Origin of the sequence: Roseateles sp., from assembly GCF_049240545.1 — a bacterium.
Classification (GTDB): Bacteria; Pseudomonadota; Gammaproteobacteria; order Burkholderiales; family Burkholderiaceae_C; genus Paucibacter_A.
In genome coordinates this window covers 28,314-52,984 of the sequence record NZ_JBMLSK010000217.1, presented here as the reverse complement: position 1 = coordinate 52,984, position 24,671 = coordinate 28,314, and the positions used below count along the sequence as shown (strand labels likewise).

The 24,671-nt window shown below is 61.2% G+C and carries 22 protein-coding genes; 10 read left to right on the top strand and 12 right to left on the bottom strand.

Translation table 11 applies throughout. The annotated features are described in order from the left end of the window. The first annotated feature begins 34 nt into the window (after positions 1–34). A complete protein-coding gene (dcd, locus tag ACOVRJ_RS14555; protein WP_263539956.1) occupies positions 35–604 on the top strand; it encodes a dCTP deaminase in 570 nt (189 codons plus the stop codon). A 120-nt stretch (positions 605–724) separates the two neighbouring features. Continuing rightward, complete coding sequence (locus ACOVRJ_RS14550) at positions 725–1,099, top strand: hypothetical protein (protein ID WP_422044563.1); 375 nt, start codon at positions 725–727, stop codon at positions 1,097–1,099. Between the two features lie 67 nt (positions 1,100–1,166). Here the strand turns inward: ACOVRJ_RS14550 and ACOVRJ_RS14545 are convergent, their stop codons facing one another. Then, positions 1,167–1,430 (bottom strand): hypothetical protein, encoded by a 264-nt coding sequence (locus ACOVRJ_RS14545; RefSeq protein WP_422044562.1) that lies wholly within the window; start codon positions 1,428–1,430, stop codon positions 1,167–1,169. A 296-nt stretch (positions 1,431–1,726) separates the two neighbouring features. Here ACOVRJ_RS14545 and ACOVRJ_RS14540 point away from each other — a divergent pair, with 296 nt between their 5' ends. Further along, positions 1,727–3,616: an acyl CoA:acetate/3-ketoacid CoA transferase gene (locus ACOVRJ_RS14540; RefSeq protein WP_422044665.1), complete on the top strand. Its 1,890-nt coding sequence runs from the start codon at positions 1,727–1,729 to the stop codon at positions 3,614–3,616. Between the two features lie 28 nt (positions 3,617–3,644). Here the strand turns inward: ACOVRJ_RS14540 and ACOVRJ_RS14535 are convergent, their stop codons facing one another. Both ACOVRJ_RS14535 and ACOVRJ_RS14530 read right to left on the bottom strand, forming a co-directional pair. Then, positions 3,645–3,869, bottom strand: a complete 225-nt coding sequence (locus ACOVRJ_RS14535) for a hypothetical protein (RefSeq protein ID WP_422044561.1) — start codon at positions 3,867–3,869, stop codon at positions 3,645–3,647. Positions 3,870–3,961: 92 nt separating this feature from the next. Next, positions 3,962–4,375, bottom strand: a complete 414-nt coding sequence (locus tag ACOVRJ_RS14530) for a hypothetical protein (RefSeq protein ID WP_422044560.1) — start codon at positions 4,373–4,375, stop codon at positions 3,962–3,964. 308 nt (positions 4,376–4,683) lie between these two features. Here ACOVRJ_RS14530 and ACOVRJ_RS14525 point away from each other — a divergent pair, with 308 nt between their 5' ends. After that, positions 4,684–4,821, top strand: a complete 138-nt coding sequence (locus ACOVRJ_RS14525; RefSeq protein WP_422044559.1) for a hypothetical protein — start codon at positions 4,684–4,686, stop codon at positions 4,819–4,821. A 1-nt stretch (position 4,822) separates the two neighbouring features. Here ACOVRJ_RS14525 and ACOVRJ_RS14520 read toward each other — a convergent pair whose 3' ends face one another. Further along, a complete protein-coding gene (locus ACOVRJ_RS14520) occupies positions 4,823–5,989 on the bottom strand; it encodes an alpha-hydroxy acid oxidase (protein ID WP_422044558.1) in 1,167 nt (388 codons plus the stop codon). Positions 5,990–6,136: 147 nt separating this feature from the next. Between ACOVRJ_RS14520 and ACOVRJ_RS14515 the strand changes: the two genes are divergently transcribed. Continuing rightward, a complete protein-coding gene (locus tag ACOVRJ_RS14515; protein ID WP_422044557.1) occupies positions 6,137–6,637 on the top strand; it encodes a YbaN family protein in 501 nt (166 codons plus the stop codon). Between the two features lie 30 nt (positions 6,638–6,667). Here ACOVRJ_RS14515 and ACOVRJ_RS14510 read toward each other — a convergent pair whose 3' ends face one another. From ACOVRJ_RS14510 to ACOVRJ_RS14500, 3 genes are all read right to left on the bottom strand, one after another. Continuing rightward, positions 6,668–9,016: an ATP-binding protein gene (locus ACOVRJ_RS14510; protein WP_422044556.1), complete on the bottom strand. Its 2,349-nt coding sequence runs from the start codon at positions 9,014–9,016 to the stop codon at positions 6,668–6,670. 131 nt (positions 9,017–9,147) lie between these two features. After that, a complete protein-coding gene (locus ACOVRJ_RS14505; RefSeq protein WP_422044664.1) occupies positions 9,148–10,341 on the bottom strand; it encodes a Y-family DNA polymerase in 1,194 nt (397 codons plus the stop codon). Positions 10,342–10,522: 181 nt separating this feature from the next. After that, entirely contained in the window at positions 10,523–11,011 is a 489-nt protein-coding gene (locus ACOVRJ_RS14500; protein ID WP_422044555.1) for a hemerythrin domain-containing protein, read from the bottom strand. Between the two features lie 473 nt (positions 11,012–11,484). Here ACOVRJ_RS14500 and ACOVRJ_RS14495 point away from each other — a divergent pair, with 473 nt between their 5' ends. Both ACOVRJ_RS14495 and ACOVRJ_RS14490 read left to right on the top strand, forming a co-directional pair. Continuing rightward, positions 11,485–13,314, top strand: coding sequence for a hypothetical protein (locus ACOVRJ_RS14495; RefSeq protein ID WP_422044554.1), 1,830 nt, complete (start codon positions 11,485–11,487; stop codon positions 13,312–13,314). A 37-nt stretch (positions 13,315–13,351) separates the two neighbouring features. Beyond that, positions 13,352–13,972, top strand: a complete 621-nt coding sequence (locus ACOVRJ_RS14490; protein WP_422044553.1) for a PEP-CTERM sorting domain-containing protein — start codon at positions 13,352–13,354, stop codon at positions 13,970–13,972. A 116-nt stretch (positions 13,973–14,088) separates the two neighbouring features. Here the strand turns inward: ACOVRJ_RS14490 and argH are convergent, their stop codons facing one another. Further along, entirely contained in the window at positions 14,089–15,495 is a 1,407-nt protein-coding gene (gene argH / locus ACOVRJ_RS14485; protein ID WP_422044552.1) for an argininosuccinate lyase, read from the bottom strand. A 336-nt stretch (positions 15,496–15,831) separates the two neighbouring features. Between argH and ACOVRJ_RS14480 the strand changes: the two genes are divergently transcribed. Continuing rightward, the gene (locus ACOVRJ_RS14480) at positions 15,832–16,881 is read left to right on the top strand and encodes a sensor histidine kinase (RefSeq protein WP_422044551.1); all 1,050 of its coding nucleotides are present in this window, start codon (positions 15,832–15,834) and stop codon (positions 16,879–16,881) included. Between the two features lie 26 nt (positions 16,882–16,907). Next, positions 16,908–17,741, top strand: coding sequence for a LytR/AlgR family response regulator transcription factor (locus ACOVRJ_RS14475; RefSeq protein WP_422044550.1), 834 nt, complete (start codon positions 16,908–16,910; stop codon positions 17,739–17,741). Between the two features lie 51 nt (positions 17,742–17,792). On the opposite strand, the gene ACOVRJ_RS14470 is transcribed toward ACOVRJ_RS14475, so the two are convergent. The 4 genes from ACOVRJ_RS14470 to ppc all read right to left on the bottom strand — a co-directional run bounded on the left by ACOVRJ_RS14470 (position 17,793) and on the right by ppc (position 23,553). Then, complete coding sequence (locus tag ACOVRJ_RS14470; protein WP_422044549.1) at positions 17,793–18,407, bottom strand: sensor histidine kinase; 615 nt, start codon at positions 18,405–18,407, stop codon at positions 17,793–17,795. After that, complete coding sequence (locus ACOVRJ_RS14465; protein WP_422044548.1) at positions 18,404–20,098, bottom strand: response regulator; 1,695 nt, start codon at positions 20,096–20,098, stop codon at positions 18,404–18,406. Before ACOVRJ_RS14465 ends, ACOVRJ_RS14470 begins: the two co-directional genes overlap by 4 nt. Before the next feature lie 196 nt (positions 20,099–20,294). Continuing rightward, on the bottom strand, positions 20,295–20,498 hold the full coding sequence (locus tag ACOVRJ_RS14460) for a YjfB family protein (RefSeq protein ID WP_422044547.1): 204 nt from the start codon (positions 20,496–20,498) through the stop codon (positions 20,295–20,297). A gap of 217 nt (positions 20,499–20,715) precedes the next feature. Further along, a complete protein-coding gene (gene ppc / locus ACOVRJ_RS14455) occupies positions 20,716–23,553 on the bottom strand; it encodes a phosphoenolpyruvate carboxylase (protein ID WP_422044546.1) in 2,838 nt (945 codons plus the stop codon). Between the two features lie 178 nt (positions 23,554–23,731). Here ppc and hemC point away from each other — a divergent pair, with 178 nt between their 5' ends. Next, the gene (hemC, locus tag ACOVRJ_RS14450) at positions 23,732–24,661 is read left to right on the top strand and encodes a hydroxymethylbilane synthase (RefSeq protein WP_422044545.1); all 930 of its coding nucleotides are present in this window, start codon (positions 23,732–23,734) and stop codon (positions 24,659–24,661) included. Positions 24,662–24,671 lie beyond the last annotated feature (10 nt).

Here is a 24,671-nt window from a genome sequence, read left to right as displayed (position 1 = left end):
GCCTAAAATAGGCGGCAAATCCTGGGAACATCAGATGAGCATCAAGAGCGACAAATGGATCCGCCGCATGGCCGAGCAGCACGGCATGATCGAGCCCTTCGAGCCGGGCCAGATCCGTGCCAATGCCGCGGGTGAAAAGATCGTCAGCTATGGCACCTCCAGCTATGGCTATGACATTCGCTGCGCGCCCGAGTTCAAGGTCTTCACCAATGTCTACAGTTCCATCGTCGACCCGAAGAATTTCGACGACAAGAGCTTTGTCGACATGGAAGGGGACTTCTGCATCATCCCGCCGAACAGCTTTTGTTTGGCGCGCACGGTCGAGTACTTCCGCATTCCGCGCAATGTGCTGACGGTGTGCCTGGGAAAGAGCACCTATGCCCGCTGCGGCATCATCGTCAACGTCACCCCATTCGAGCCCGAGTGGGAAGGCTATGTGACCTTGGAGTTCAGCAACACCACGCCGCTGCCGGCCAAAATCTATGCCGGTGAGGGCTGCGCCCAGGTGCTGTTCTTTGAGAGCGACGAAGTCTGCGAGACCAGCTACAAAGACCGCGGCGGCAAGTATCAAGGCCAACGTGGCGTGACCCTGCCCAAGACCTGATCCTCGGGGGGGCAGGAGAAACTTGAATCGAATCAGCGGGTGAAAGGCCTGCTTTTTCCAATTTAAGTTTTGACCTCGGCCGGCAAGATGTCGCCATCTCCCGTCCTTGCCGAGGTTGTCATGAACAAGGTCTACCACCTGCTCCCAAATCCGCAGCTCAGCGCGCCGGTTTTTTTTGATCTGCGTGAGCAAGCCGGGCCTGACTATTTGTTGGGTGGCGCGCCCTTGGATCCAGCACTTCGTCCGCAAGCCGTGATCGAGTTCGGTTCCCCATTGGTGGGGCCGGTGGATCCCTTGGAGTTGCAGCGCTTTCAGCAACTGATGGCGCAAGACGGGCATGCCTTGCAGCCCACGCGCATGATGTATGACCGCCTCTATGCTTGTGAGCGTTTGGCCGTCGGACATGCCAGCGCCAACCCTGACTTGCGTGTATTGGCGCTCAAGCTGTTCAACAATTACCAGCAAGCTGGTGAATGGATCGGGCTGGCCCATTAAGGCGCCGGGCGGTTCCAACGACATCAAGCCCTCGCAGTGCGAGGGCTTGTTTGCTTTTGGGGCATGTTTACAGCGCCGTCAGCCAGTCGCAACGCAAGCGGCCCTCTCTGTGAAGGTGCTCTCGCCAGCGAGCATAAACATCGGGCAGTAGGAAACCGGCGGGGCACAGCGGTAGCCACGGCCAGGCGTCAATCAACAAGAGACCGGGCAAGGCCACCCAACCCAGCACCCAGGCGGTCAGCACGAGATCCCAAGCATGCAGTTCCATCGGGTGGCCACGCCCATGCAGAAACAGCCAACGCTTGATCGAAGTCAGTTGCATCAAGGTCATAGGAATCTCCTGCTTGAGGGCTTACATTGATTCAATGTAAGTTTCGCGTCAGTAGATTTATCGGTGATTCGGGGAAGAAACTCCAGCGATTTCGCAGCCCAATCCCCGTTTTTTGAGGCTCAGCTTTTTGCCGAGTTCGCTGGCTGATCCTGCGGTGAAAAAGGCGCGACACTGGTCACCTGACTGCCGGAATCTGAGTGATGACACCCGATCAAGAAAAGTCTGCCGCGCTTCAGAGCTTTGACCCTCGGCAGGCGCATGCCCAGCGCCAGGCGCATTTGCACGCGCTGCAAGCCATGGAGCATGGCAAGGTGGTTTCTGCGGCTGAGGCGGTGGCGCTGATCCATGATGGCGATTGCCTGGCGACTTCTGGCTTTGTCGGCATTGGTTTTGCGGAAAACCTGGCCGTGGCCTTAGAAGCGCAGTTCCTGCAAAGCGGGCGACCGCGGAACCTGAGCCTGGTGTATGCGGCCGGGCAGGGTGACGGCCGAGAGCGTGGCCTGAATCATTTGGGTCACGCGGGTCTGTTGCGCCGCGTGGTGGGTGGGCACTGGGGGCTGGTTCCGGCCTTGCAGAAATTGGCTTTGGCGGGCGAAATCGAGGCCTGGAATCTGCCGCAGGGCGTCATCAGCCAGTTGTACCGAGACATTGCCGCAGGCAAGCCCGGGCATCTGAGTCGGGTTGGCCTGGATACCTTTGTCGATCCTCGTCACGGGGGCGGTGCCGTCAATTCGCGCAGCGTCGAGTCGCTTGTGCGCTTGATGAATATCGAGGGTGAAGACTTTCTGTTCTACAAGACCTTTCCCATCGACGTGGCCTTTTTGCGTGGCAGCACCGCAGATGCCGACGGCAACATCACTATGGAGCGCGAGGCGCTCACCTTGGATTCCTTGTCGATTGCGATGGCGGTTCGCAACAGCGGCGGCATCGTGATCGTGCAAGTGGAACGCTTGGCCGAGCGTGGCAGCCTCAATCCGCGGCAGGTCAAGATTCCCGGCATCTTGGTCGATGCGGTGGTTGTGGCCACCAAACCCGAGTACCACATGCAGACCTTTGCCGAGCCCTACAGTCCTGCCTTTGCTGCTGAGTTGCGGGTGCCTCTAAGTGCGGTGCCCCCCTTGCCGATGAGCGCCCGCAAGCAAATGGCCCGCCGGGCTGCCCTGGAGTTGCGGACCCATGATGTCGTGAATCTGGGCATCGGCATGCCCGAGGGCGTCGCCGCCGTGGCGGCCGAAGAGCACATCATTGACTTGATCACGCTGACGGCCGAGGCTGGCGTGATCGGGGGCATCCCGGCCGGTGGCTTGAACTTTGGTGCGGCGGTCAATACGCAGGCGGTCATCGACCAGCCCTATCAATTCGATTTTTACGACGGCGGCGGCCTTGATTTGGCCGTATTGGGTTTGGCGCAGGCCGACGCCGAGGGCAATGTCAATGTCAGCCGATTTGGCGAGCGTCTGGCGGGCGCCGGTGGCTTCATCAACATCAGTCAGAACGCCAAGCGCCTTGTCTTTGTCGGTAGCTTTTTGAGCGAGGGTCGCCCCAAGTTTGTGGCTCAGGTTGAGCAGCGCACCTTCTCCGGGCGTGAGGCTTGTCGACGCGGTCAACAGGTGCTTTATGTGACCGAGCGTTGCGTCTTGGAGTTGCAGCCACAGGGCTTGGTGCTGAAGGAGTTGGCCCCCGGTTTCGATCTGCAGCGTGACGTTTTGGATTTGATGGCTTTTTTGCCCCTGATGCCCAAGCCGCCACAGGCGATGTTGGCCAGCATTTTTGAGGAAGGCAGCATGGGCTTACGGGCCCGATTGCTGATGCTGCCGCTGTCGGAACGCATCAGCTACGACGCGGCCACGCGGCAACTCTTCCTCAATTTGGAGCGGATGACGGTACGCAGCGTCGATGATGTGGAGGCGATCCGCGCTGAGGTGGAACGGCGCCTCGAGTCCATCGGTCAGCGGGTCTGGTGCGTTGTCAATTACGACCACTTCCATTTGGATCCCCAGGTGGCGGATGCCTACGCGGCCATGGTGCGAGAACTGAGCGATCGCCACTATGAGAACGTCACCCGCTATGGCAACGCGGGCTTCAGCCGCAGCTTGCTGGGTGCGGCCCTGAAGGCGCGCGGCATGGCGCCGCATTTGTTTGATTCGGCCCAACAGGCCTTGCTCGAAATCAAGGGGCCTGCCTGACACGCTGGGTGCCGACCGGAACTCGGACTCAGCGCAGGCGCTTGAAGCTCAATTGGTCGAACACCATTTCGCCCCAGGCTGGGCGCTGACGCTCGCTGAGGATTTCGACCAGGCCCATGGACGCCCATTGCTTGAATTCGCGTGCCGCCAAGTCGAACACCAAGGGGTGCTCCAAGCTGCTGCCGGCATGGGGCAGGTCGGTTGGCATGCCCATTCTGGAATCCAGATACACATCGAGTGCCAAAGTTTGCATGAGTTTCTCCTGTTGAGGGCGCGGCAGTTCGGGCCAGGGGCCCGTTGCCACATGGCGGGTGATGGCGGATGAGCTTTGGAGACGGGCTCGGATTACTGCGGCAAGAGCACGCCGCGGACCCAGATCTTTCGGTCCGCGAAGCTCTCAAACGCCGTGAGGAACTCCCCGGCCGAGCTTCCCGTGCTTTGATACTCAAAGCCGCTGACGTCGATCAAGGTGCTCAGTGACTCGGACCAGGCTCGACGCATGTGGGCGCTGAAGGGTTCAATCCCTTGCTGCTCGTCCAGCAGCAACTTGAGTTCATAGTGCTGGGCCGTCAGCGGCTTTTCTGCAAGGGTCAGGATTTGCAAGCCGCTCTTGCTGACGTTGGCTATCACACCGCCATGGCCTTGCTTTTCATGTGCGGGCTTGAAAACCCAGACCGGCACCTGCTCGCGCTGGACGGGGATGAGAAAAAACTCGACGCGTTGGTCTTTGCGTTTGTCTGTCGTTGCTTGTGAGTTCACGGGACTACCAGCTTGGCTGAATACTGCGAAGATGCTGGCGCTATTGGGCCCCGTGGACATGAATGCCGCGTGACAGCTTGCACGGAAGCTACATCCATCAAGCGGCTGCCGTTGCCTGATCCCGGGAGTTCAGGGGCTCAAGTCCGAAAAAAACGCAGCAGCGTGCGGTATTTGGCCGACAAGGGCGTCAAGAAGGATTAATCTTCAAGCATCGCGAGGTCTCATCGCGCGAAGCAGGCAGAGGCTAGCCAGAATTCTCTCGAGTGGCCCCTGCATCGACACTTGCTCAGTCCCTTGGAGTCAAGATCATGCCCGTTGAAATCGACAAAACCGAACAGTCTTGGTTTGAACCGATGTGGGTTCGTATCCCAGTGGTCCTCTTGGTCGGTTTGCTTGGTATCTTGGGCCTGCAACTGGTCATGGATTGGTTGGCGCGCGGCGCTTGAGTCAAGCCGCTGGGGGGGATCCGGGGTAACTGCCCGGCAGCAAGATGCTGCGGTCCACCGTCTCGATGCGGGTATGGCCGCAAAAAGCCATGCTCAGGTCGAGCTCCTTGTGGATGATCTCCAGCGCTTTGCTGACGCCGGCCTCCCCCATGGCACCCAAACCGTACAAGAAGGCGCGACCGATGTAGCAGCCGCGCGCACCGAGTGCCCGCGCCTTCAGCACATCTTGGCCGGAGCGAATGCCGCTGTCCATATGCACCTCGATTTGCGGGCCGACGGCTTCGACGATGCGCGGCAGCGCGTGGATGCTGGATTCGGCACCGTCCAATTGGCGTCCGCCGTGGTTGCTCACCACCAAGGCATCAGCGCCCGAATCGACCGCCAAGCGAGCGTCTTCGACGTCTTGAATGCCCTTGAGAATCAGCTTGCCGCCCCAGCGTTTCTTGATCCATTCCACATCGCCCCAATTGAGCTGCGGGTCAAACTGCTTGGCGGTCCACTCGGACAGCGAACCCATGTTCTCGACGCCCTTGACATGGCCGACGATATTGCCGAACTGTCTTCTGCGTGTGCCCAACATGCCCAAGCACCAGCGGGGCTTGGTCATCAAATTGATCATATTGGCCAGGGTCGGTTTGGGCGGGGCGGACAAGCCGTTTTTGATGTCTTTGTGGCGCTGGCCCAGGATTTGCAAATCCAGTGTCAACACCAGCGCCCCGCAGCCTGCTGCGCGGGCTCGTTCGATCAAACGCTCAATGAAGTCGCGGTCGCGCATCATGTAGAGCTGAAACCAAAAAGGAGCCTGGGTGTGCTGGGCGACGTCTTCGATGGAGCAGATGCTCATCGTGGACAGGGTGAAGGGAATGCCGAATTTTTCAGCTGCCCGGGCCGCAAGGATTTCGCCATCGGCATGTTGCATGCCGGTCAAGCCGGTCGGCGCGATCGCTACCGGCATGGCCACCGGCACGCCAATCATCTGCGTGGCGGTTGAACGGTTTTCCATGTTCACCGCCACGCGTTGGCGCAGCTTGATCGCCTGGAAGTCGCTGCTGTTGGCGCGGTAGGTGCTCTCGGTCCAGGACCCAGAGTCGGCGTAGTCGTAAAACATACGCGGCACTCGTTTTTGGGCCAGAACGCGCAGATCTTCAATGCAGGTGATCACGGGCATGCTTGTCTCTCGGTCTTGGTGTGGTCTTGTTCGGCGATGGCTACAGGCAATGCTAAGGCCGGCCGCTGAAAAGCACTTGAATGCCATTCGAAAATGGCGACATGCATCGGCTGCAGCGTGAGGTCGACCCTGGCTACACTTGCCCAGATGCCAGAGAACAATCCCCGCCCCACCTCTTCGCCGCCTTCCCTGAGCGATTCCACGGCAGACCATTTGGCTGCCGCCGCAGGAGGCTCTTTGGGTGGGGCGGCGAACCCGGAATCCTTGCGGCCCAAGCCAGGTCCGATGGGGTGGCGCGTCTTGTGGTTGTTGGCGGGCATCGCCAGCCTGCTTCTGGGCATCATCGGCATCTTTGTGCCGCTGCTGCCGACCACACCCTTGGTGCTGCTGGCGGCATTTTGCTTCTCACGCGGCAGCACCCGTTGCGAGCGCTGGTTGCTTGAGCACCGTGTGTTCGGCCCGATGGTGCGGGACTGGCGAGCGACCCGCGCCGTGCCGCTGCGAGCCAAGCAGTTGGCCAGTGTGATGATGGCCTTCGGCTCCATCACCGCCGCATTCAAGCTGCCCTTGCATCTGGCTTGGCTACCGGCTGCTTGCTGCGCCTGTGTCGCATGGTGGTTGTGGCGCTTACCAACGCGCAAGCCTTGATGGGCTGAGGCTGTTTCCAAATCTTGTGGCTCAGGCCTGATCATCGATAGGCAATCGCAGGCGCACGCACAGGCCGCGCTCGGTAGGCGGTAGCTCGATGCTGCCGCCCAGGCGCTGGATCAGATTTTGTACGATGTACATGCCCAGGCCAGAGCCCCCCTTGCCGCGCTTGGTAGTGAAGAAGGGCTCGAACATGCGGGCCCGTACGCTTGCACTGACACCGATGCCGTCATCGGCCACATCGAGCATGACCTGGCGTGTGGGGCGATCGACACGGGCGGTGATCGTGATCAGTCCGCCGCGCTGGTCTTCAAAGGCATGGCTGATGCAGTTCATGATCAGGTTGGACAAGACCTGGGTCAGCAGGCCTGAAGCCAAGCGCAATTCGAGATCGGGGTCGATTTCCACACTGATGTTGACAGCCGCCTTGCGGATGGCCGGGCTCAAGACCGCCAGCACACTGTGCACATACTCGGCTAGTTTGAACTCAGCGACGGCCTCTGAGGCCTGATCTACCGCCACACGTTTGAAACTGCCGATCAAGGCGGCCGCTCGCTCCAGATTGCGTTCGACCAAGGGCAGCCCAACGCTCAGCCGTGTCGACAACTGCTGCAGCTCAATGCGGCTGACTTTTTCGTTGCGCAGCAACTCAGCGAGGCGCTGTGCCACTTCGCCAAGGCTGGAGGCAGCCGTGACCGCGACACCGATCGGCGTGTTGACTTCATGGGCCACGCCGGCCACCAGACGACCCAAGGCATCGGCTTTTTCCTGCTCCATCAAGGCTTGGGTTTGTTGCGCTCGTGCCAAGTCATGGCCCAGCAGCAGCCGCTCATATATCTTGGCCAGGTAGCCGGCGTGGAACTGATCGAGTTTGGACCAGGCGCGTGTTTGCTGGGTTTGCTCCAACCACAGCAGCCCGCGCAGTTGTTGCTGCACAAACAAAGGTACTTCGATGCGCGAGCGCGCGGGCAAAAGAGCGAACAAGTCCTGCAATTCTTCCGCGCAAGGATGGAGGGTCAAGTCGCCCAGCACCAGGGGTTCGCGCTGCTGCGTCAGCAAGCGCCAATAGTCGGGTTGCTGTGCCTTGCTCAGTGCTGCATTGGAGCGGGCCGGCGCTTCCAGCGGGACGGGCGCGGAGGCCCGGTTCCCATTGCTTGCGCTGTGTTGCAGCAGCAAGCAGTCGGCCTGCTCGTCGGCCCACCAAAAATGCACCGAATCCAAAGACAGAATCTCGCGGACCTTGTTGCCCAGTTCTTGTGTGGCGACGAGCAAATCATCGCGCGTGTTCAGCGGCCATTGTTGGTTCGACAAGTCCAGCAGCATGACTTCGGGCGGCTTGCGCGATAAATCGTAATGCGCCAGCTTGGACAGCCGCTCCGGCAAGCCCAGTTGCTGAGCCTCCGTTTGCAGGGTCAGGTGTTGCCAAAGATGCTGAAGCGCATCGTTCAAATTGCCCTGAGCTTGCAGCAAATGCGCGAGTTGAAGATGGGCTTGGCTTTCTTGGGTCCGCGACTGAATCCGTAAAGCCTGTTCCAGGCCGAACTGAGCACTGCTCAAGGCCTGGGGTAGGTCGCCCTGGGCCCAGGAGATTTCGGTCAGTGTTTGACTCGCAACGCTTTCCAGCCATGCGTGGTTCAGTTCGCTGGCCAAGCACAGGGCCAATCGGCACTCCTGCGCGGCGAGTTCCATCTGCCCGCGCTCTTTGGCGGCGCGAGCCAACTGCCAGTGGGCCTCGGCCACGAACTCTCGATGCCCGCCGCGTTGGGCTGCGGCCATGCCCTTGTGAAACTGTTGTTCGGCTTCTTCAATCTGCGCGTTCTCGAAGTTCCCAACCCCCAGATTGATGGCCAGCTTGGCTTCAAGATAGCTGTCGTCTAGGTGCTCCAGCAGCAAGGCCGCATCGCGGTGAAAGCGCCGACCGTTGTCCCAGGCGCCCAAGGCATAGTGGATCTGGCCCAGGCCGATGCGAGCGGCCACGCCGATGCGAGTGTCCCCGGCCAAGAGGGAGAGGTCGACGGCCCGTGACCATTTCTCCGCAGCCTCCAGATAGTCCCCCATCTGATAGGCGATTCGGCCGAGCGCCTCCAACAAACGTGCGGATTGTTCATGCAAACCCGCTTGGGTGGCTTGTTGCTGAGCCAGGCCCAGCGCGCCTCGCAATTGCACACCACGACCGCGATGCTCGAGCAGATTGAAGTGTGCATACAAGGCATCAAAGGCCAGCGCCAATTGCTCAGCTTGGCGGGCCTGGGCCTCCAGGCGCTCATACAGGCGAAGCGCCTGGCGCGGATGGCGTTGCGCAACTCTTGCCAGGCGGCTCAGCCATTGCGCGTGCGTGTTCGGGTGGAAACGGGGCTGGCCTGGATTGGAGGGGGTCACAAGTTCCTCGCTGCGGGCGCTGCCTGCGGCCCAACGTGGCCAAGGATAGCGGCGCGGCGTGTTTCTGTCTGCTCGTGATGGCCTGGGGCTGTTGTGATCCTGCTGCGTCGATCGGCCCCGCGATGCAAAAGCTAAAACAGGGGCAGGTTTTGCAAGCGCTCACCCGGCGAAGCCGGTAGAGCCTTGCTCGGATGACGCCGCTTGGGCCGCAGCTCGGGTTCGCCGGGGCGACTCAATCCGCCGACACGTACACCAAGTAAACGGATGCGCTTGTCCAGCGCCACCCGTTTCAAGCAAGTGCCGGCGGCTCGGCGGATGGTCTGCGCATCTTGGGTGGGCAGGTCGAGCGTGGTGTCTCGAGTCACCGTGTGAAAGCCCTCGAAACGCAGCTTCAGCCCGATGCTTCGCCCCTGGTAGCCCTTGCGCATCAGGTCGCCTGCCAACTGTTCGCACAAGCGGGTGAAGATAGCGCCCAACTCGGCGCGGTCATGGACGGCATGCAGATCCCGCTCAAAAGTCGTTTCGCGGCTGATGCTGACCGGCTCGCTGTGGGTCACGACCGGTCGCGAATCACGCCCATGGGCCGCTTCATGCAGCCAGGCGCCGAAACTCTTGCCGAACTGCGAAATCAGCAGCAGCGGATCGGCCGCGGCCAGCTGTTCGACGGTTTCAATCGACAGGTCTTGCAGCTTGGCTGCCGCCTTCGGCCCAATGCCATTGACCTTTCGTACGCCCAAGGGCCAGATGCGCGTGGGGATGTCCTCGGGCGCCAGCAGCAAGGTCATGCCGTCGGGTTTGTCCAGATCGGAGGCGATCTTGGACAGCAGCTTGTTCGGCGTGATGCCAATCGAGCAACTCAGGCCGGTGGCGCGCGCCACCGAGTTCTTGATCTCGCGAGCCACCGCGCGCACCCCGCCCATCGGATCATGTCCCACCGGCTCGCGTATCCCGGGAATGTCACTCAAATCGATGTAGATCTCATCAATGCCTCGGTCTTCAATCACCGGCGCCAACTCCGCCACTGCGGCTTTGAACAGGCGGGAGTAGTGGCGGTAGGCATCAAAGTCAGTGGGCAGGAGGATGGCGTCCGGGGCGCGTAGCGCTGCCTTCATCAAACCCATGCCAGAAAAAACACCCAGATCGCGTGCCGCATAGGTCGAGGTGGTGATGACACCGCGCCCGGTGTAGTCACGCAACCGGGCATAACGGCGCGTGCCGTCGGCTTGCATCACCGGCTCATGCATGCGCCTGCCGCCAATCACCACCGCCTGGCCCTTGAGCTCCGGGTAGCGCAGCAACTCCACCGAGGCATAGAAGGCGTCCATGTCCAAATGCGCAATCAAGCGCTCGGGCAAGGAAGAGCGAGCCGGTTCGTCAGGTTCGACGGCGGCATCATCCAGCGTGAGAGAGGGTAGAGCGGCCATGCCGTATTGTCGGGGCTTACTGCTGACAGGACTTGTCAGCAGCGGCCGGAACTCGCGACCGGGTCCGAGCCTGCTGCGCGGCTCAGCCGCAGTTGGCGCTGCCGCAGGAGCTGATGGCGGTTTCTGCCGGTGCTGGCGGGTGGCTCAGGGTGCCCGTCACTGGGTCGAACCCCACCTGGTTCATGTGGAACACCAGGGCGGCGTCCATCATGTCCACATGGGCCGGCAGCCAGCTTTCAAGCTCGGGCAGCAGATTGCGCATGGGCTCCAGATCTTGCTCGGCGTGGGTGTGCACCAAGACCTGGCGCATCAGGTCCAAAACCATGGCGTGTTGCTTGCTGTGGCAGTTGTCGGGTGCAAAGCCGGTGGCGGCCATGAAACCTTCTTCCATGGCGAAATGAGCTTCGGTGTGATCGAGTAGTCGTTGGTAGATCGGCAGCGCGCTGTCGCAGCTCTGCATGTTCAAACTCAATTCCTTCATCAAGTCGATGAACTCTTGGTGAGTTTGGTCAATCTGCGGCTGATGCAGGGTCAGCTCGTCGGTCCAGGTCAAGGGGCTTGAGGTATTCATGGGGCGGCAGCTTAATGCTTGTTGCGGCTTTTGCGCGCCGAACTGCCGGGCGAGTCGCTGCGATTGGCTGCCCTTTGCGCTGCGTCAAACAAGCGCTGTCGCGCCGCCATGGGTCGGCCCGGCCAGGACGGCACCTGTTTGCGTCGAGTTTTCGCTGCGCCCGATTCTCGTTCTGACCTCACTCCAGGGCCACTAGGGCCGAGCAAGTCAATCGAGCTCAGAGTTGACATGGGTTCGAACCGCAGCAGGCAAACCCTCGTGTGGTTATTCACTTTTCCAGTCTTGCCCCCTAACTGATGGGGGACAGGCGAATGGTTTACCAACCTAAAGTCCGCTCGACTTTTGATGCTGCTGCGTCATGATGTTATGCACGGGGTAACGGTGCATCCTTGAAGTAAGTTGTTTTCAATCAGGCATTGAGATGGCTCGTCCATGGGGTGCGTCTTGGTGTCACTCTTTTCATCGAGGTGACCATGAATAAACCGATAGAACCGAGCCTGCCTTTGTTGCAGGGCATGCAGACTTGTTTTAGCTTCCTAGCTTCGATTTTGAAGGCAACGCCACGCTTGGCTCGCTGCCTTGGCGCCCGGGTGTCGCTCTTGGCCGTATTGATCGCTTCGCCTGCATTTGCAGCGTCGGATAGCAAGGGCACTGATTTCTGGCTGATGTTCAATGCGAACCTCGGGCAGCCCGCGATGAGCCTGTTCATTACCGGCGACACAGCCACAACCGGCATGGTCAGCATACCCGGGCTCGGCTTTTCAGCGCCGTTTACGGTGGTGCCCGGCACAGTATCTACCGTCGTGCTACCGTCAGGCGCTCAAGTGACGGCGAGTGATGCCGTCACCAACCAGGGCATTCATGTCGTGGCCAACGCCGAAGTAACGGTTTATGGCCTGAATCGATTGGAACAAACCACCGACGCTTACCTGGGCTTGCCGACCGATATTCTCGGGACCGAGCACATCAGTCTCGGATATGGGGGGCTGGGTGCCGGTCAAATCGGCATTGTCGGCACCCAAGGGGGGACGACGGTCACCATCACGCCGCGTGTTGCCGTCGGCAGCAGGCCAGCCGGCGTGCCGTATTCGATATTTCTGAATCAGGGCCAGACCTACCAACTCAGCGCTCCGAGTTCGGACTTGACGGGTTCCTTGATCAGCGCGACGGCTCCGATAGCGGTGTTCGGCGGCAATCAATGCGCAAACGTTCCAGTCGGCGTGACCTATTGTGACCACATTGTCGAGCAACTGCCGCCGACCACGACCTGGGGCAAGGCCTTTGTGACGATGCCGCTGGCCACGCGTACCAAGGGCGATACCTTCCGGATCATGGCGTCCGTCAACGGCACCATGGTCACCATCAATGGCGCGAATGTGGCGACACTCAATCGAGGTCAATTCCACGAGCAAATCATCACCGGCCCGGCACGCATCACGGCCACTCAGCCGGTGTTGGTGGCGCAGTACTCGAACGGCACGAGTTTTGATGGTGTGACCTCTGATCCGTTTGAGATGTTGATCCCTCCTTTTGAGCAGTTCCTGGCTGCTTACACGGTGACGACGCCGGCCTCGGGCTTTGCGATCAACTTCATCAATATCGTGGTGCCGAACGCAGCCGTCGGCAGCGTTACGCTGGACGGCGTTGCCGTCGCTGCAGCCAAGTACACAGCTATTCCCGGCAGTGCCTTCTCTGGTGCACAACTCCCGGTGACGGTCGGCGCGCACAACCTGGCTGGCCCCTTGCCCTTTGGTGCCTTCATGTACGGTTATGCAAGTTATGACTCCTACGGTTACCCCGGCGGCATGTCGCTTGCGCAAGTCGCGGTGGTCACATCGCTGACTCTCGCTCCCAAGGCTGCAAACCATCCGGTCAACACTCAGCAATGTGTCAACGCCACTTTGCGTGACAAGAACGGCGTGGCGGTGCCCAGCGTGCGTGTGGACTTCAGCGTCACGGGCGCCAATACCAAGACGGGCTTTGTCAACGCAGCGGCCAATGGCGTCGCGCAGTTCTGCTACTCGGGTGTCAATGGAGGCCTGGACACCATCGTGGCTTCGGTTGGGACCCTGAACGACAACGCCACCAAGACATGGACCAAGACTTTGGCCTGTGATGTCGACAAAGATGGGGACATCGATATCGCTGACCTCAGCTTGATCCGCAACGCGATCGGCCAAGTGCCCGTGGCCAACGACCCGAGGGATGCCAATGCCGACGGCAAGATCACCATCAATGACGTGCGCGCCTGCACCTTGCGATGCACCCGGACCAGTTGCGCCGCAGAAGCCCCTCCAGGCTGATCACGCTTTACTCATTCAAACAAATTAAAGGTACATCATGAAAAAACTTGCTTCCGCGTTGGCGCTTGCCGCTGCGTCTTTGTTTTGCGCTTCCGCTGCGCATTCAGCAATCACGCTGAGTTTTGTTCCGTCGGCATTCAACGTCAATCTCGGTGAATCCATCAAGGTCGATGTCAAGATCAGTGGTCTGGATACGGAAATCCTCTCTGCCTTAGATATCAACCTCATCTGGAATTCCTCGTTTTTGTCCGCAACGGATTGGGATTTCGTACCAGCGTGCAATGCCTTGGGGCTGGGAGCCGAATGCGTCATGGACACCAAGGAACCAGGCAATATCGGCTTGCAGTACTTTTCGGTGCTCAAAGATGCTGAACTTGCGAACCAGGCCGATGAGTTTTCACTCGGCAGTTTGACGCTGAAGGGCGAGTCATCTGGGGCAAGCTTTTTGAGCTTGGGAGCCAATCTTGACGATCAGCGCAATTTTGTCGGGCTTGACGCCCAGTCGCTGAATGTTGAGGTCGGAAGCATTTGCATATCCGTAGGTGAAGCTAGTTGTGCCACGGTGCCCGAACCCGCCTCGTTTGGTTTGGTGCTGCTTGCCTTGGCCGGCACAATGGTGCCGGCAGCGTTCCGGCGCCGCAGCAAGACGACAGTTTGAGTTGAGTTTGAGTTCACAGCGCCCGTTCTGGGCGCTGTCGTTCAAGCAGGCCTTTCGCTACTCCGCAGCGAAAGGCCTTTTGCTATGCCGGCACCGATGTCCGATTTTTTAGCGTGTCAGCCCAAGCGAGCCCGATGCCGCGCCACCTGCGCCCGAACCTGCGCCGGCGCGGTGCCGCCCAGGATGTTTCGCGCATTCAGCGAGCCGCGCAGTGACAAGACCTCGAACACATCCTCGCCAATTCGCGCATCGAACTTCTGCAGCTCGGCCAGCGGCAGGGCGGACAAGTCCAGGCCGGTGCCGATGGCGGTCTTGACCGCGTGGGCAACAATTTCATGCGCGTCGCGGAAGGCCAAGCCCTTTTTGACCAGGTAGTCGGCCAGGTCGGTGGCGGTGGCATAACCCTTCAGCGCAGCGCGCTCCATGGCTTCGGGTTTGACCGTCAAGCCGCCCATCATTTCGGCAAAGATGCGCAGCGTGTCTTTGAGGGTGTCCACGGTATCGAACAGCGGCTCTTTGTCTTCTTGGTTGTCCTTGTTGTAGGCCAGCGGCTGGCCTTTCATCAAGGTGATCAGACCCATCAAATGGCCAACCACACGGCCGGTCTTGCCGCGCGCCAACTCGGGCACATCGGGGTTCTTCTTCTGCGGCATGATGGACGAGCCGGTGCAGAAGCGATCGGCCAGATCGATGAAACCAAAGCTCTGGCTCATCCACAGAATCAGTTCCTCGCTCAGGCGCGAGATGTGCACCATCACCAGCGAAGCGGCGGCGCTGAACTCAATGGCGAAGTCGCGGTCCGACACCGCGTCCAGGCTGTTTTGGCAGACCGCTTCCATGCCCAAGGTCTTGGCCACGCGCTCGCGGTCCAGCGGGTAGCTGGTACCGGCCAGCGCGGCGGCGCCCAGCGGCAGGCGGTTGACGCGGCGGCGCACATCGGCCATGCGCTCGGCGTCGCGCGCGAACATTTCGACATAGGCCAAGAGGTGGTGACCAAAAGCCACCGGCTGTGCCACTTGCAAATGGGTGAAGCCGGGCAAGATGACCTCGGCGTTTTTCTCGGCCACTTCGATCAGGGCCAGTTGCAAGGCGCTGAGCAGCGCTTGCAATTCGTCGATTTCGCCGCGCAGCCACAGGCGCACATCGGTGGCCACCTGGTCATTGCGGCTGCGGCCGGTGTGCAGGCGCTTGCCGGCCAGGCCGACCAGTTCGGTCAGGCGGGCTTCGATGTTCAGGTGCACGTCTTCCAGGTCGAGCTTCCACTCGAATTGGCCGGCTTCGATTTCGCTTTTGATCTGCGCCATGCCGCGCTCAATGGCAGCATGGTCTTCTGCGCTCAGAATGCCCTGGGCATGCAGCATCTCGGCGTGCGCCAAGCTGCCTTGAATATCGGCCGCCCACATGCGCTTGTCGAAGAACACGCTTGAGGTGTAGCGCTTGACCAAATCGCTCATGGGCTCGGAGAAGAGGGCAGACCAGGCTTGGGCTTTGTTGGCGAGGGGATTGTTCGAGATGGAGGACATGGCGGCGGGCGGAGGCGGATTGAGCGTGAATAGGCCTGAACGGACCTGAAAGGGCGTTGGTTCGAGGTTTCCAGCATTGCTGCGCTGGACGGTCATCGGTGCCAGGCTTTGTAAGCGCCAGGAGCGTTTGTCTCCTGAGTGGCGAAGCCAATGACTGACAATTCGGGGTAGATGGATTCTATCGACCCGAGGCCGACACTCTCGCCTCGGCCCTCGTTCTCTCCCAGGGCAGGCATGTTCCCAGCACAGCGTTCAGCGACAAAGCAGGCCGCAACACCTGCATCGAAGTCCGACCTCGGCCAAGGGCCAGATCGGGAGATGCACGGTGATGAATCAGTGAATCGTTTGTTCGAGCCGCGCATCGGTGACTCTCAAGGGCCTGGGCAAGCGCAGTTGCCGCCCTTGTTTGATGCGGCGCGGGTGTTTGATGTTTGCCATGTGGGTCTGGTGTTGCGGGCTGTCCTGGGCGTGCAGGGCTTGCTGGCTTTGGGGCTGGCGCTGGCGGTGAAGAGCTTTGCTCAGTGGATGCAGGCGATGGCGGTGAGCACCGTGGTCAGCTTGTCGGCCTTGCTCTTGTGGCTGCTGCTGGTGTGCGCGGCCAAACGCGTGTTGGCACGCTTGGCCGAGCCCTGGCAGGGCTTGCTCTTGATGGGTTTGGGCTCGCTTTGCGCCTTGCTGGGCTGGCAATTGCTGAACCTCGCCAGCCAGGAACCCACCGGCGCGTTTCGTTGGGTGAGCCTGGGCTTGGCGGGCGCAGCGACAGCGGGTTTGCTATGGGCGTGGCTGAAGCAGCGCCAGCGTTTGCAGCGGCCTGCCGACGCGATGGCGCAACTGGTGGAGTTGCAGGCCCGCATTCGGCCCCATTTTTTGTTCAACACCTTGAACAGCGCCATTGCCTTGGTGCGACTGGATCCGCAAAAAGCCGAGGGTCTGCTGGAAGACTTGAGCGAGCTCTTCCGGGTGGCCCTGGCCGACTCCAGCACGGTGGTCAGTCTGGATGAGGAAATCGAGTTGGCGCGACGTTACCTCGATATCGAGCAGATCCGCTTTGGTGAACGGCTGCGCATTCACTGGCAGCTCGATGCGGCGGCCGGTGACGCTCGAGTGCCGCCTTTGCTGCTCCAGCCTTTGGTGGAGAATGCGGTGCGCCACGGCGTGGAGCCCAATGACGGCGGCGGTGACCTGCAGATCCGCACCCGGAGAATCGGCAGTGAGGTCGAAATTTTGGTGCTCAACAGCGTTGGATTGCCCGCGCGGACGACTGGCCATGGCTTGGCTTTGCGCAATGTCCGTCAGCGCCTGCGCCTGATGCACGATGTGGCCGCCCGTTTTGAATTGAGTCTGGATGAGGGGCAGTTCTCGGCGCGGATTGTTTTGCCGCATTGATGGTCTGATTCTTGGAGGTGTGGCCCATGTCCCTGGCGCCTGTGCTCAAAGTGTTGCTGGTCGATGACGAGCCCTTGGCGCGTCTGCGTTTGCGCAGCTTGCTGGAAGCTTGTGTGGATCCGCGTGTGGTGGTGGAGGCAGAGGCCGCCTCAGCGTCTCAGGCTCAGCAGTGGCTGCGTGAGCATGCGTGCGATCTGGTCTTGTTGGACGTGCAAATGCCGGGTCCGGATGGCCTGCAATTGGCCGACGCGCTGCGCCAGCAGGTGGAGCAAGGGGGGCGCTCCCCGGCCGTTGTGTTCGTCACCGCGCATGTCGAACATGCGCTGCGCGCTTTTGATCTGGAGGCGATCGATTACCTGACCAAGCCGGTGCGCCGCGAGCGCCTGCAGGCGGCGCTGCAACGTGTGGCGCAGCGCTTGGCGGAACGAGCGGCGGTGCAGTCTCGCCCCGCCCTTGCGAGCGGGGCGGCGCCGGCGGATGACGAGGCCGTCATCAATGTCAGCGACCGGGGACGCTTGTTCCGCATTCCCCTGTCTGAGGTTTTGTACTTCAAGGCCGAGTTGAAGTATCTGACCCTGCGCACCGCCACCCAAAGTTTGGTGATGGACGGCAGCTTGTCCGATCTGGAGCCGCGACTGGGGGATCGATTCCTGCGTGTGCACCGCAACGCTTTGGTGGCCAAAGCTGCGGTGCGAGAGTTGGAGCGGCATGCGCCGAGCCCCGGCGCCGATGAGGAGCCGCCCGGCACGGAGGCCGGCGAAGGGTGGGCCGTTCGTATCGCTGGGGTCAATGTCTGGTTGGCTGTTTCCAGGCGGCAGGTGGCTGCGGTGCGAGAGGCTTTGGCCGCGCAAGGCAGTTGATGAGGTGTCGCCAATGCTGGCTGTGCTCGCGGAGGTTTCGGCGGGCGGGCCTCAAGGCAGCCAGATCTCGAAGCGAGTCCCCGTGCCTTGAGGTCGGCCGGTCAAGCGGACTCGCCCCGGGCGATCGCTGAGTTGGTGGGCGCGCGCCACGGCGGCGCAAAGCTCCATGCCCAGTCCCGTGGACGATTGGGCCGACGGGTCGGCGCAACCCAGACCGCCCCCATCGTCCTCGACCGACAGCACCAAGAAACCGTTGACGGCACGCGCATCCAGACACACATCGCTGCGCGCGAAGCGCCAGGCATTGTGCAGCGCCGCCTCCATGGCCAGCAGCACCAGACGGGCATCGAAGTACCAGAACGGGGGGGCCATCAGGGGTTGAGCAATCCGCAACGGTGCGCCGTCGGGGCGAGAGTCCACGCGCAGCAGTTTGTTCAAGAACTCTTGAGGGGACTCATCGGCGCATTGTGCGTACAGATGCTTGTCCGCCGAACCGTACAGTGTCAGGTAGGCGATCAGGCGCTGGCGCAGTTGGGCGCAATGCTGGTGGGCGCGGTGGGCGCGCGGGCGGTCCGGTGCCGCCTCCAGCAGACTCAACTCGGCCTCCAAGACGCCAAGCTGGTTCTTGACGTCATGGACAAAGAGGGCCAGCAACTCCCGATTCATGGGCTCAGCTTGCCCAGGCCCGAGTGGCCCTCAGATGAGCGGCTTGAACTGATCTCGAATGCCCCCTGGCCTTGCAGCGCAGCCAGCGTCTCTCTCAGGTAGCGCCGCATCTGCGCGACGCGGTCATTGGCCGGCAACAGCTTTTCCAGTCGGGCCAGGTAGTCGCGCACTTGATTGATGCGGCCCTCATCGGCGGTTTTCTTCAAGCGCAAGGACATGCAGTTCATTTGCGCGCATTCCAGCAACACGGTGGTGTTGTCCGGGTACTCGGCCAGCTCGGTTTCGATGGCTTTCAATGCTTCGTCCAACTCGCCGCTGCGCAACAGGCGTTTGGCCTCGAACAAGCGGGTTTTCAAGCCCTGCGTGGCGGCTCGAACCATCACCTCGATCTGCTCGGCATGGCCGGTGTCGGTCAAGGCCTTGCAGATGAGTTGTTGCATACGGCTGTTCTCATGATCGGCACTGACCGATTGGCGCAAGAGGGCCAGTCCGGCATCTACTTGCCCTGTTTGCAAAGCGGCACGCGCCACCGCCACGGTAGCAAAGTCGGCCTTGCCATGGCGCAGTCCGAGCAAAGCTTGGTTGGCTTCTTTCTGGGCCAGTCCGTGCTCGCCCAGCAGCGCATGGGCCTGGGCGCGCAGCGCTTGCACCACGGTGTCAAATTCGGGCTTGTGCAGGCCGCGCAGCGCGCTTTCGCTCAAAGTTTCCAAGGCCTCTTTGGCTTCGCCCATATCGATCTGGGCTTGGGCCAGACCCAACAGGTCTTGCGAGTTGGCCGTCATGGCGCCTTGGCTGGATTTCAGTGCCTTGGCCAGACTGGCCTTGGCGGTCGCCAGATCATCATTGCGATAGGCACTTTCAGACAGCAAACGCAGGCGCTTGGCCGAGGGTACGACCTGGGCCGCCTGCTTCAGCGTTTGGAGGGCAGCGCCCGCGTCGCCGAGCGCTTCTTGCGAGCCGGCCAGCAGATCGAATGCAGCCAAACACTTGGCTCCTTCGCGGCTCTCCAGGATTTCTTCGGCCAGGCGCTTGGACTCTTCAAACTTGCCGCTCGCCTTGGCCGCACGGGCCATGCCAATCTGCGCCCACATCAGCCCAGCGCGCAGATTCAAGGCGTCTTGATAGACCTTCTTGGCGTCATCTGGGCAACCCAAGTCCAGCAAGACCTGGCCCTTGATCTGCAGCGCATGCATGAACCAGCGATCTTTTTTTCCCAGCAAGGTATCGCAGGCGTTCAAGGCAGCGCCCAGGTCTTTCTTGTTCAACTGGCGGTTGATTTCCAGCAAGGCTTGGCGTTTGTCGAGCTGGTTCTTCAGCCGGTCTTCAATATCGCCGGCCGTGATCGGTTTGAGCAGATAGGCGTCCGGCATGTGCTCGCTGGCCGCCGCCACCGAGTTGTAGTTGCTCTCTGCGGTGATCATGAAGAACAGGCAGTCGGGGCTGAGCAACTGCTGCTCGCGCAACAATTCAAACAGCTGCTGCCCGTCGGTGCGATGGTTGAGGTTGTAGTCGCACAAGATCAGGCCGTAGGCCTTGCTGCGAATCATGCGCAGTGCATCTTCGGCCGAACCGGCTGCATCGATCTTGCCGATGCCCAGCATGCCCAACTGTCCTCGCAAGGTGGTCTGCTGGGTGGCCATATCGTCCACCACCAGCGCTTCAATGCGGGAATACGGAGTCTCGACGTGCATGGCCTGCCCTTATCGCTGATCGGTAAGCTGAACGGTAAGCTGAACGGTAAGCTGAACGATGCGCTGAAACTTCGGGTTCGCCCCGGGGTTCAGCGGCTTCAAACGGGTCGTGTGCAGGCTTGAGCTTACCGGACGAGCTGTCCCGTGCGAACAGTTCAACGCGAAAAAGCAAGCGTGGGAAGCTGTGTGACTCTGCTCAGGCGTAGGTGTTCAGCCGTGTGCCAAGGCTTCCACTGCTGGCCAACGGCGGGGAGGGTGGGACCGCGTTGAGCAGCTCCATGATCCCTTGCTCTTGCAGTTTCATGGCCTTTTTGAGAACCGTGAGCTGGACTTCGTTTTGCACGGAACCGGGTGTGGCCGATCCAGCTTGCTTGACCAAAGAGGTGTTGGACAGGTCCATGAGGGAGGCTCCATCGGGCTGACTGACCTTTGGCTTATCGGCTGCGCCGCAAGTGGCTTGAGGGTAGCTTCTGCGATGTTGATCAACGAGGGCGGCCCTGGCGCAAACGATAGGCGCGCTCAGAAGGTGCCACCCAGAAAGCACAAAGGCCGTCATGCGACGGCCTATGTTGGCTGGGTGAAGCCTCCCCGGTGGGGAAGGGCCTGAACCTTGCCGCTCAGCCGGTATTGCGCAAACCGGCCGCAATACCGTTGATCGACAAATGGATGCCGCGCTGCACCCGCTCCATGGCCGTGTCTTCTGCGCGTTTCTCCGCGGGGACGGCGCGATAACGACGCATCAGCTCCACCTGCAAATGGTTCAAGGGGTCGATGTAGGGGAATCGATGTTCGATGGACCGTGCCAGCGCCGGATTGCCGGCCAGACGCTGGGCATCGCCGGTGATCAGGTTCAGCGCCAACTGGGTGCGATTGAACTCTTGCTGAACGGCGGCAAAAATTTTCTTGCCCAGGCGCTTGTTCTCGACCAGATCCACGTAACGCTCGGCGATGCCCAAATCGGTCTTGGCCAGCACCATGTCCAGATTCGACAAGAGCGTGCGGAAGAAGGGCCACTGCTTGAGCATGCGCTTGAGCAAGGCCAGATTTTGCGAGTACTGCTCGCTGCCCTCGGCCCCCAGGAAGCCCATCACCGCAGAACCGAAACCGCACCAACCGGGCAAGGCAACACGGCTTTGGCCCCAGCTGAAGCCCCAGGGAATCGCGCGCAGATCTTCGATGGCGCGTGTGGCTTTGCGCGAGGCCGGACGCGAGCCGATGTTCAGCTCGGCAATTTCCCGAATCGGCGTGGCCGCGAAGAAGTAGTCGGCAAAGCCCTCGGTGCCATAGACCAGGCCACGATAGGCCTTGAAACTGGCATCCGAGAGTGATTGAGCGGCTTCCAGAAAGCTCTTGGGCGCGTTCTTGGTGGGGTGCAGCAGCGTCGCCTCGAGCGTGGCCGCCACCAGGGTTTCCAGATTGCGGCGACCGATCTCGGGGTTGGCGTACTTGGAGGCAATCACTTCGCCTTGTTCGGTCAGTCGGATTTGACCATTCACGGTCCCCGGGGGCTGGGCCAGGATGGCTTGGTAGCTGGGGCCGCCGCCGCGACCCACGGTGCCGCCGCGACCGTGGAAGAGGCGCAAGGTGATGCCGTGTTGGGCGCGCAGGGCCTCAAACATCTCCACCAGTGCAATCTCCGCCCGATAGAGTTCCCAGCTGCTGGTGAACACGCCGCCGTCTTTGTTGGAGTCGGAGTAGCCCAGCATGATGTCTTGCTCGGCGCCGCTGCGCACCAGCATCTCGGCCACTCCTGGCAGCGCGTAAAACTCTTGCATGATGACCGGCGCTTCGCGCAGGTCGCCAATGGTTTCAAACAGTGGCGAGACGATCAGGTCGCTGGTCGCCGCGCCATCCAGCGTGCCGCGCAGCAGGCCGACCTCCTTGAGCAGCAGCAAGACCTCCAAGAGGTCGCTGACCGACTCGGTGTGCGAGATGATGTAGTGGCGCAAGGACTCGCGGCCAAAGCGCTGCAGTGATTCGCGGGCGGCTTCAAAGATGGCCAACTCGGTGCGACTGCGTTCGCTGTAGTCCGCGCCATGCACACGCAGCGGGCGGGCGTCGTTCAGCAGGCGCATCAGCAACTCACGCTTTTGGCTCTCGCTCAGGCCGGCGTAGTTGTCTTCGATACGGGCAGCTTGAAACAACTCGGTCACCACCGCTTCGTGTTGGTCCGAGCTTTGGCGCAGGTCCAAGGTGGCCAGATGGAAGCCGAACACCCGAACGGCGCGAATCAGCGGCTTCAGGCGCGGCGCAATCAGGGCTTGCGCATGATGGCTGCGCAAAGAGGCCTCAATCACCCGCAGGTCGGCCAGCAGTTCATCGGGGCCGGCATAAGGCTCCTGAGGAGCGACGGCATGGCGCAGTGCCTCGGTGCCGGTCAGCTGGTGCAAGGTGGCCGCGGCGCGCGCGTACATGCCCGTCAAGGCGCGACGGTAGGGTTCGTCCATGCGGTGCTCGTTGCGATCCGGGCTGCGTTCGGCCAAGGCTTGCATTTCTGGCGAAACCTGGGCCAAGCGGGCGGAAATGGACAACTCGGCGCCGAGTTCGTGCATCTCGGTCAGGTAGTGGCGCAGGGCCACTTCACTCTGATGCGAAAGCGCATAGCGCAATGTGGTGGCCGTCACATTCGGGTTGCCGTCGCGATCTCCACCGATCCAGTGGCCCATGCGTAAAAAGCTGGGAAAGTCGTGGCCGGGCAGGGCTTCTTCCAACTCGGCGTACAGCTTGGGAATCTGGCACAGAAAGGTCGACTGGTAGTAGGAGAGCGCGTTCTCGATTTCGTCGGCCACGGTCAGCTTGCTGTAGCGCAGCATGCGGGTCTGCCAGAGCTGGGTGACCCGCGCGCGGATCAGCGCTTCGTTGTCGCGCTTTTCTCGTTCGGTGTGCAGGGCGTCGCGCTGCTCCACCAGTTCGGCCACCGCACGTTCCGCGTCCAAGATGCTCTTGCGTTGCACCTCGGTCGGGTGTGCGGTCAGCACCGGGGAGATGAAGCCGTGGTGCAAGGTTTTGGCAATCTCGGCGGGTCGCACGCCGGCTTCGTGCAAACGCTCCAGCGCAAAGCCCAAGGAACCAGCTTGCAGGCTGCCCGCACGCTCGTGAATCTCGCGCCGACGGACATGGTGCCGGTCTTCGGCGATATTGGCCAGGTGCGAGAAGTAGCTGAAGGCACGAATCACGCTCACCGCGTGTTCGCCGCTCAGGCTCTTGAGCAGCTTGTCAAAGCTTTTGCCCGCCTGCGCATCGGCCTTGTGGCGATAGGCGACCGACAACTTGCGGATGCGCTCCACCAGTTCGTAGACCTCGCGGCCCTCTTGTTCCCGAATCACTTCACCCAGAATCCGCCCCAGCAGACGGATGTCGTCCATCAGCGGTTGGTTTTTGTCGGTGCCGGCCAGCTTGGGCGCGGAGGATTTTGCAGGGACTCTTTTTGCGGACACTGGGGACTTGGGCGGCATGGCGGGGCTCGTCAAAAGGGTGAAACCAGGATGTAACCAAGTTACATGCTTCTGACTTTAACAGTTTCTTCGGCGTTCTCCCAAGCGGGTTTAACGGGAGCTCTGCCTAATGCGCCTGCGAGGCTCATCGGGCGCGGCGATGCCGCTTGCCGTGGGCCTGCCTGCTAGCATTCGCCCCATGAGTGAAACCATTACCATTGCGACGCGCGAAAGCCGTCTGGCGCTTTGGCAGGCCGAATACGTGAAGTCCCTGTTGGAGCAGGACCTGGGACTGAAAGTCAACCTGCTGGGCATGACGACCCGGGGCGATCAAATCCTGGACCGCAGCCTGTCCAAGGTGGGCGGCAAGGGCTTGTTCGTCAAGGAGCTCGAGACCGCACTTGAAGAGGGGCGCGCCCAGTTGGCGGTGCATTCCTTGAAGGATGTGCCGATGGAGTTGCCCGAGGGCTTTGAGCTGGCGGCGATTCTGGAGCGCGAAGATCCGCGCGATGCCTTTGTTTCTGCGCGCTATGCCCATTTCAGTGAGTTGCCATTGGGCGCGCTGGTCGGTACCTCCAGTCTGCGCCGCGTCGTGCAGTTGAAGGCCTTGCGGCCCGATCTGCGGATTGAGCCGCTTCGAGGCAATCTGGACACTCGCTTGCGCAAGCTGGACGAGGGCGGCTATGACGCCATTGTGCTGGCCGCTGCAGGGCTGATGCGACTCGGCTTGGCGGAACGCATTCGCAGCCGTTTCGACACCCAAGAGATGATTCCATGCGCCGGCCAAGGCGCGCTGGGTCTGGAGGTTCGAGCGGACGCTGGGCGTCTGAAGCAGCAGTTGGCGGGGCTGATTCATCGGCCGACCTGGCTGGCCACGCAGGCCGAGCGTGCCGTTTCGCGCAGCTTGGGCGGCAGTTGCAGCATGCCCCTGGCCGCACATGCCCATTGGGAAGGGGCAGTCTTGCAGATGAACGTGGCGCTGGGCGATGCCGAGCAAACCGATCGCCCTTTGCTCAAGGCCACGCTGAATGCCGAAGTGGGGTCCGTGGGTGAAGCTTTGGCCTTTGGCGAACGCGCCGCTCAGGCTTTGCGGGATCTCGGCGCCGCGGCTTATCTGCCGCAAGGCTGAAGGAAGGGCT

Bases quoted from the DNA above. Each gene is read 5' to 3' on its own strand.
- ACOVRJ_RS14520 (WP_422044558.1), bottom strand. From the start codon at position 5,989: ATGCCCGTGATCACCTGCATTGAAGATCTGCGCGTTCTGGCCCAAAAA.
- ACOVRJ_RS14535 (WP_422044561.1), bottom strand. From the start codon at position 3,869: ATGCAAACTTTGGCACTCGATGTGTATCTGGATTCCAGAATGGGCATG.
- ACOVRJ_RS14500 (WP_422044555.1), bottom strand. From the start codon at position 11,011: ATGAATACCTCAAGCCCCTTGACCTGGACCGACGAGCTGACCCTGCAT.
- ACOVRJ_RS14505 (WP_422044664.1), bottom strand. From the start codon at position 10,341: ATGGACGCCTTCTATGCCTCGGTGGAGTTGCTGCGCTACCCGGAGCTC.
- ppc (WP_422044546.1), bottom strand. From the start codon at position 23,553: ATGCCGCCCAAGTCCCCAGTGTCCGCAAAAAGAGTCCCTGCAAAATCC.
- ACOVRJ_RS14550 (WP_422044563.1), top strand. From the start codon at position 725: ATGAACAAGGTCTACCACCTGCTCCCAAATCCGCAGCTCAGCGCGCCG.
- ACOVRJ_RS14470 (WP_422044549.1), bottom strand. From the start codon at position 18,407: ATGAATCGGGAGTTGCTGGCCCTCTTTGTCCATGACGTCAAGAACCAG.
- dcd (WP_263539956.1), top strand. From the start codon at position 35: ATGAGCATCAAGAGCGACAAATGGATCCGCCGCATGGCCGAGCAGCAC.
- ACOVRJ_RS14515 (WP_422044557.1), top strand. From the start codon at position 6,137: ATGCCAGAGAACAATCCCCGCCCCACCTCTTCGCCGCCTTCCCTGAGC.
- ACOVRJ_RS14465 (WP_422044548.1), bottom strand. From the start codon at position 20,098: ATGCACGTCGAGACTCCGTATTCCCGCATTGAAGCGCTGGTGGTGGAC.
- ACOVRJ_RS14540 (WP_422044665.1), top strand. From the start codon at position 1,727: ATGGAGCATGGCAAGGTGGTTTCTGCGGCTGAGGCGGTGGCGCTGATC.
- ACOVRJ_RS14545 (WP_422044562.1), bottom strand. From the start codon at position 1,430: ATGACCTTGATGCAACTGACTTCGATCAAGCGTTGGCTGTTTCTGCAT.
- ACOVRJ_RS14525 (WP_422044559.1), top strand. From the start codon at position 4,684: ATGCCCGTTGAAATCGACAAAACCGAACAGTCTTGGTTTGAACCGATG.
- ACOVRJ_RS14460 (WP_422044547.1), bottom strand. From the start codon at position 20,498: ATGGACCTGTCCAACACCTCTTTGGTCAAGCAAGCTGGATCGGCCACA.
- hemC (WP_422044545.1), top strand. From the start codon at position 23,732: ATGAGTGAAACCATTACCATTGCGACGCGCGAAAGCCGTCTGGCGCTT.
- ACOVRJ_RS14475 (WP_422044550.1), top strand. From the start codon at position 16,908: ATGTCCCTGGCGCCTGTGCTCAAAGTGTTGCTGGTCGATGACGAGCCC.
- ACOVRJ_RS14490 (WP_422044553.1), top strand. From the start codon at position 13,352: ATGAAAAAACTTGCTTCCGCGTTGGCGCTTGCCGCTGCGTCTTTGTTT.
- argH (WP_422044552.1), bottom strand. From the start codon at position 15,495: ATGTCCTCCATCTCGAACAATCCCCTCGCCAACAAAGCCCAAGCCTGG.
- ACOVRJ_RS14495 (WP_422044554.1), top strand. From the start codon at position 11,485: ATGAATAAACCGATAGAACCGAGCCTGCCTTTGTTGCAGGGCATGCAG.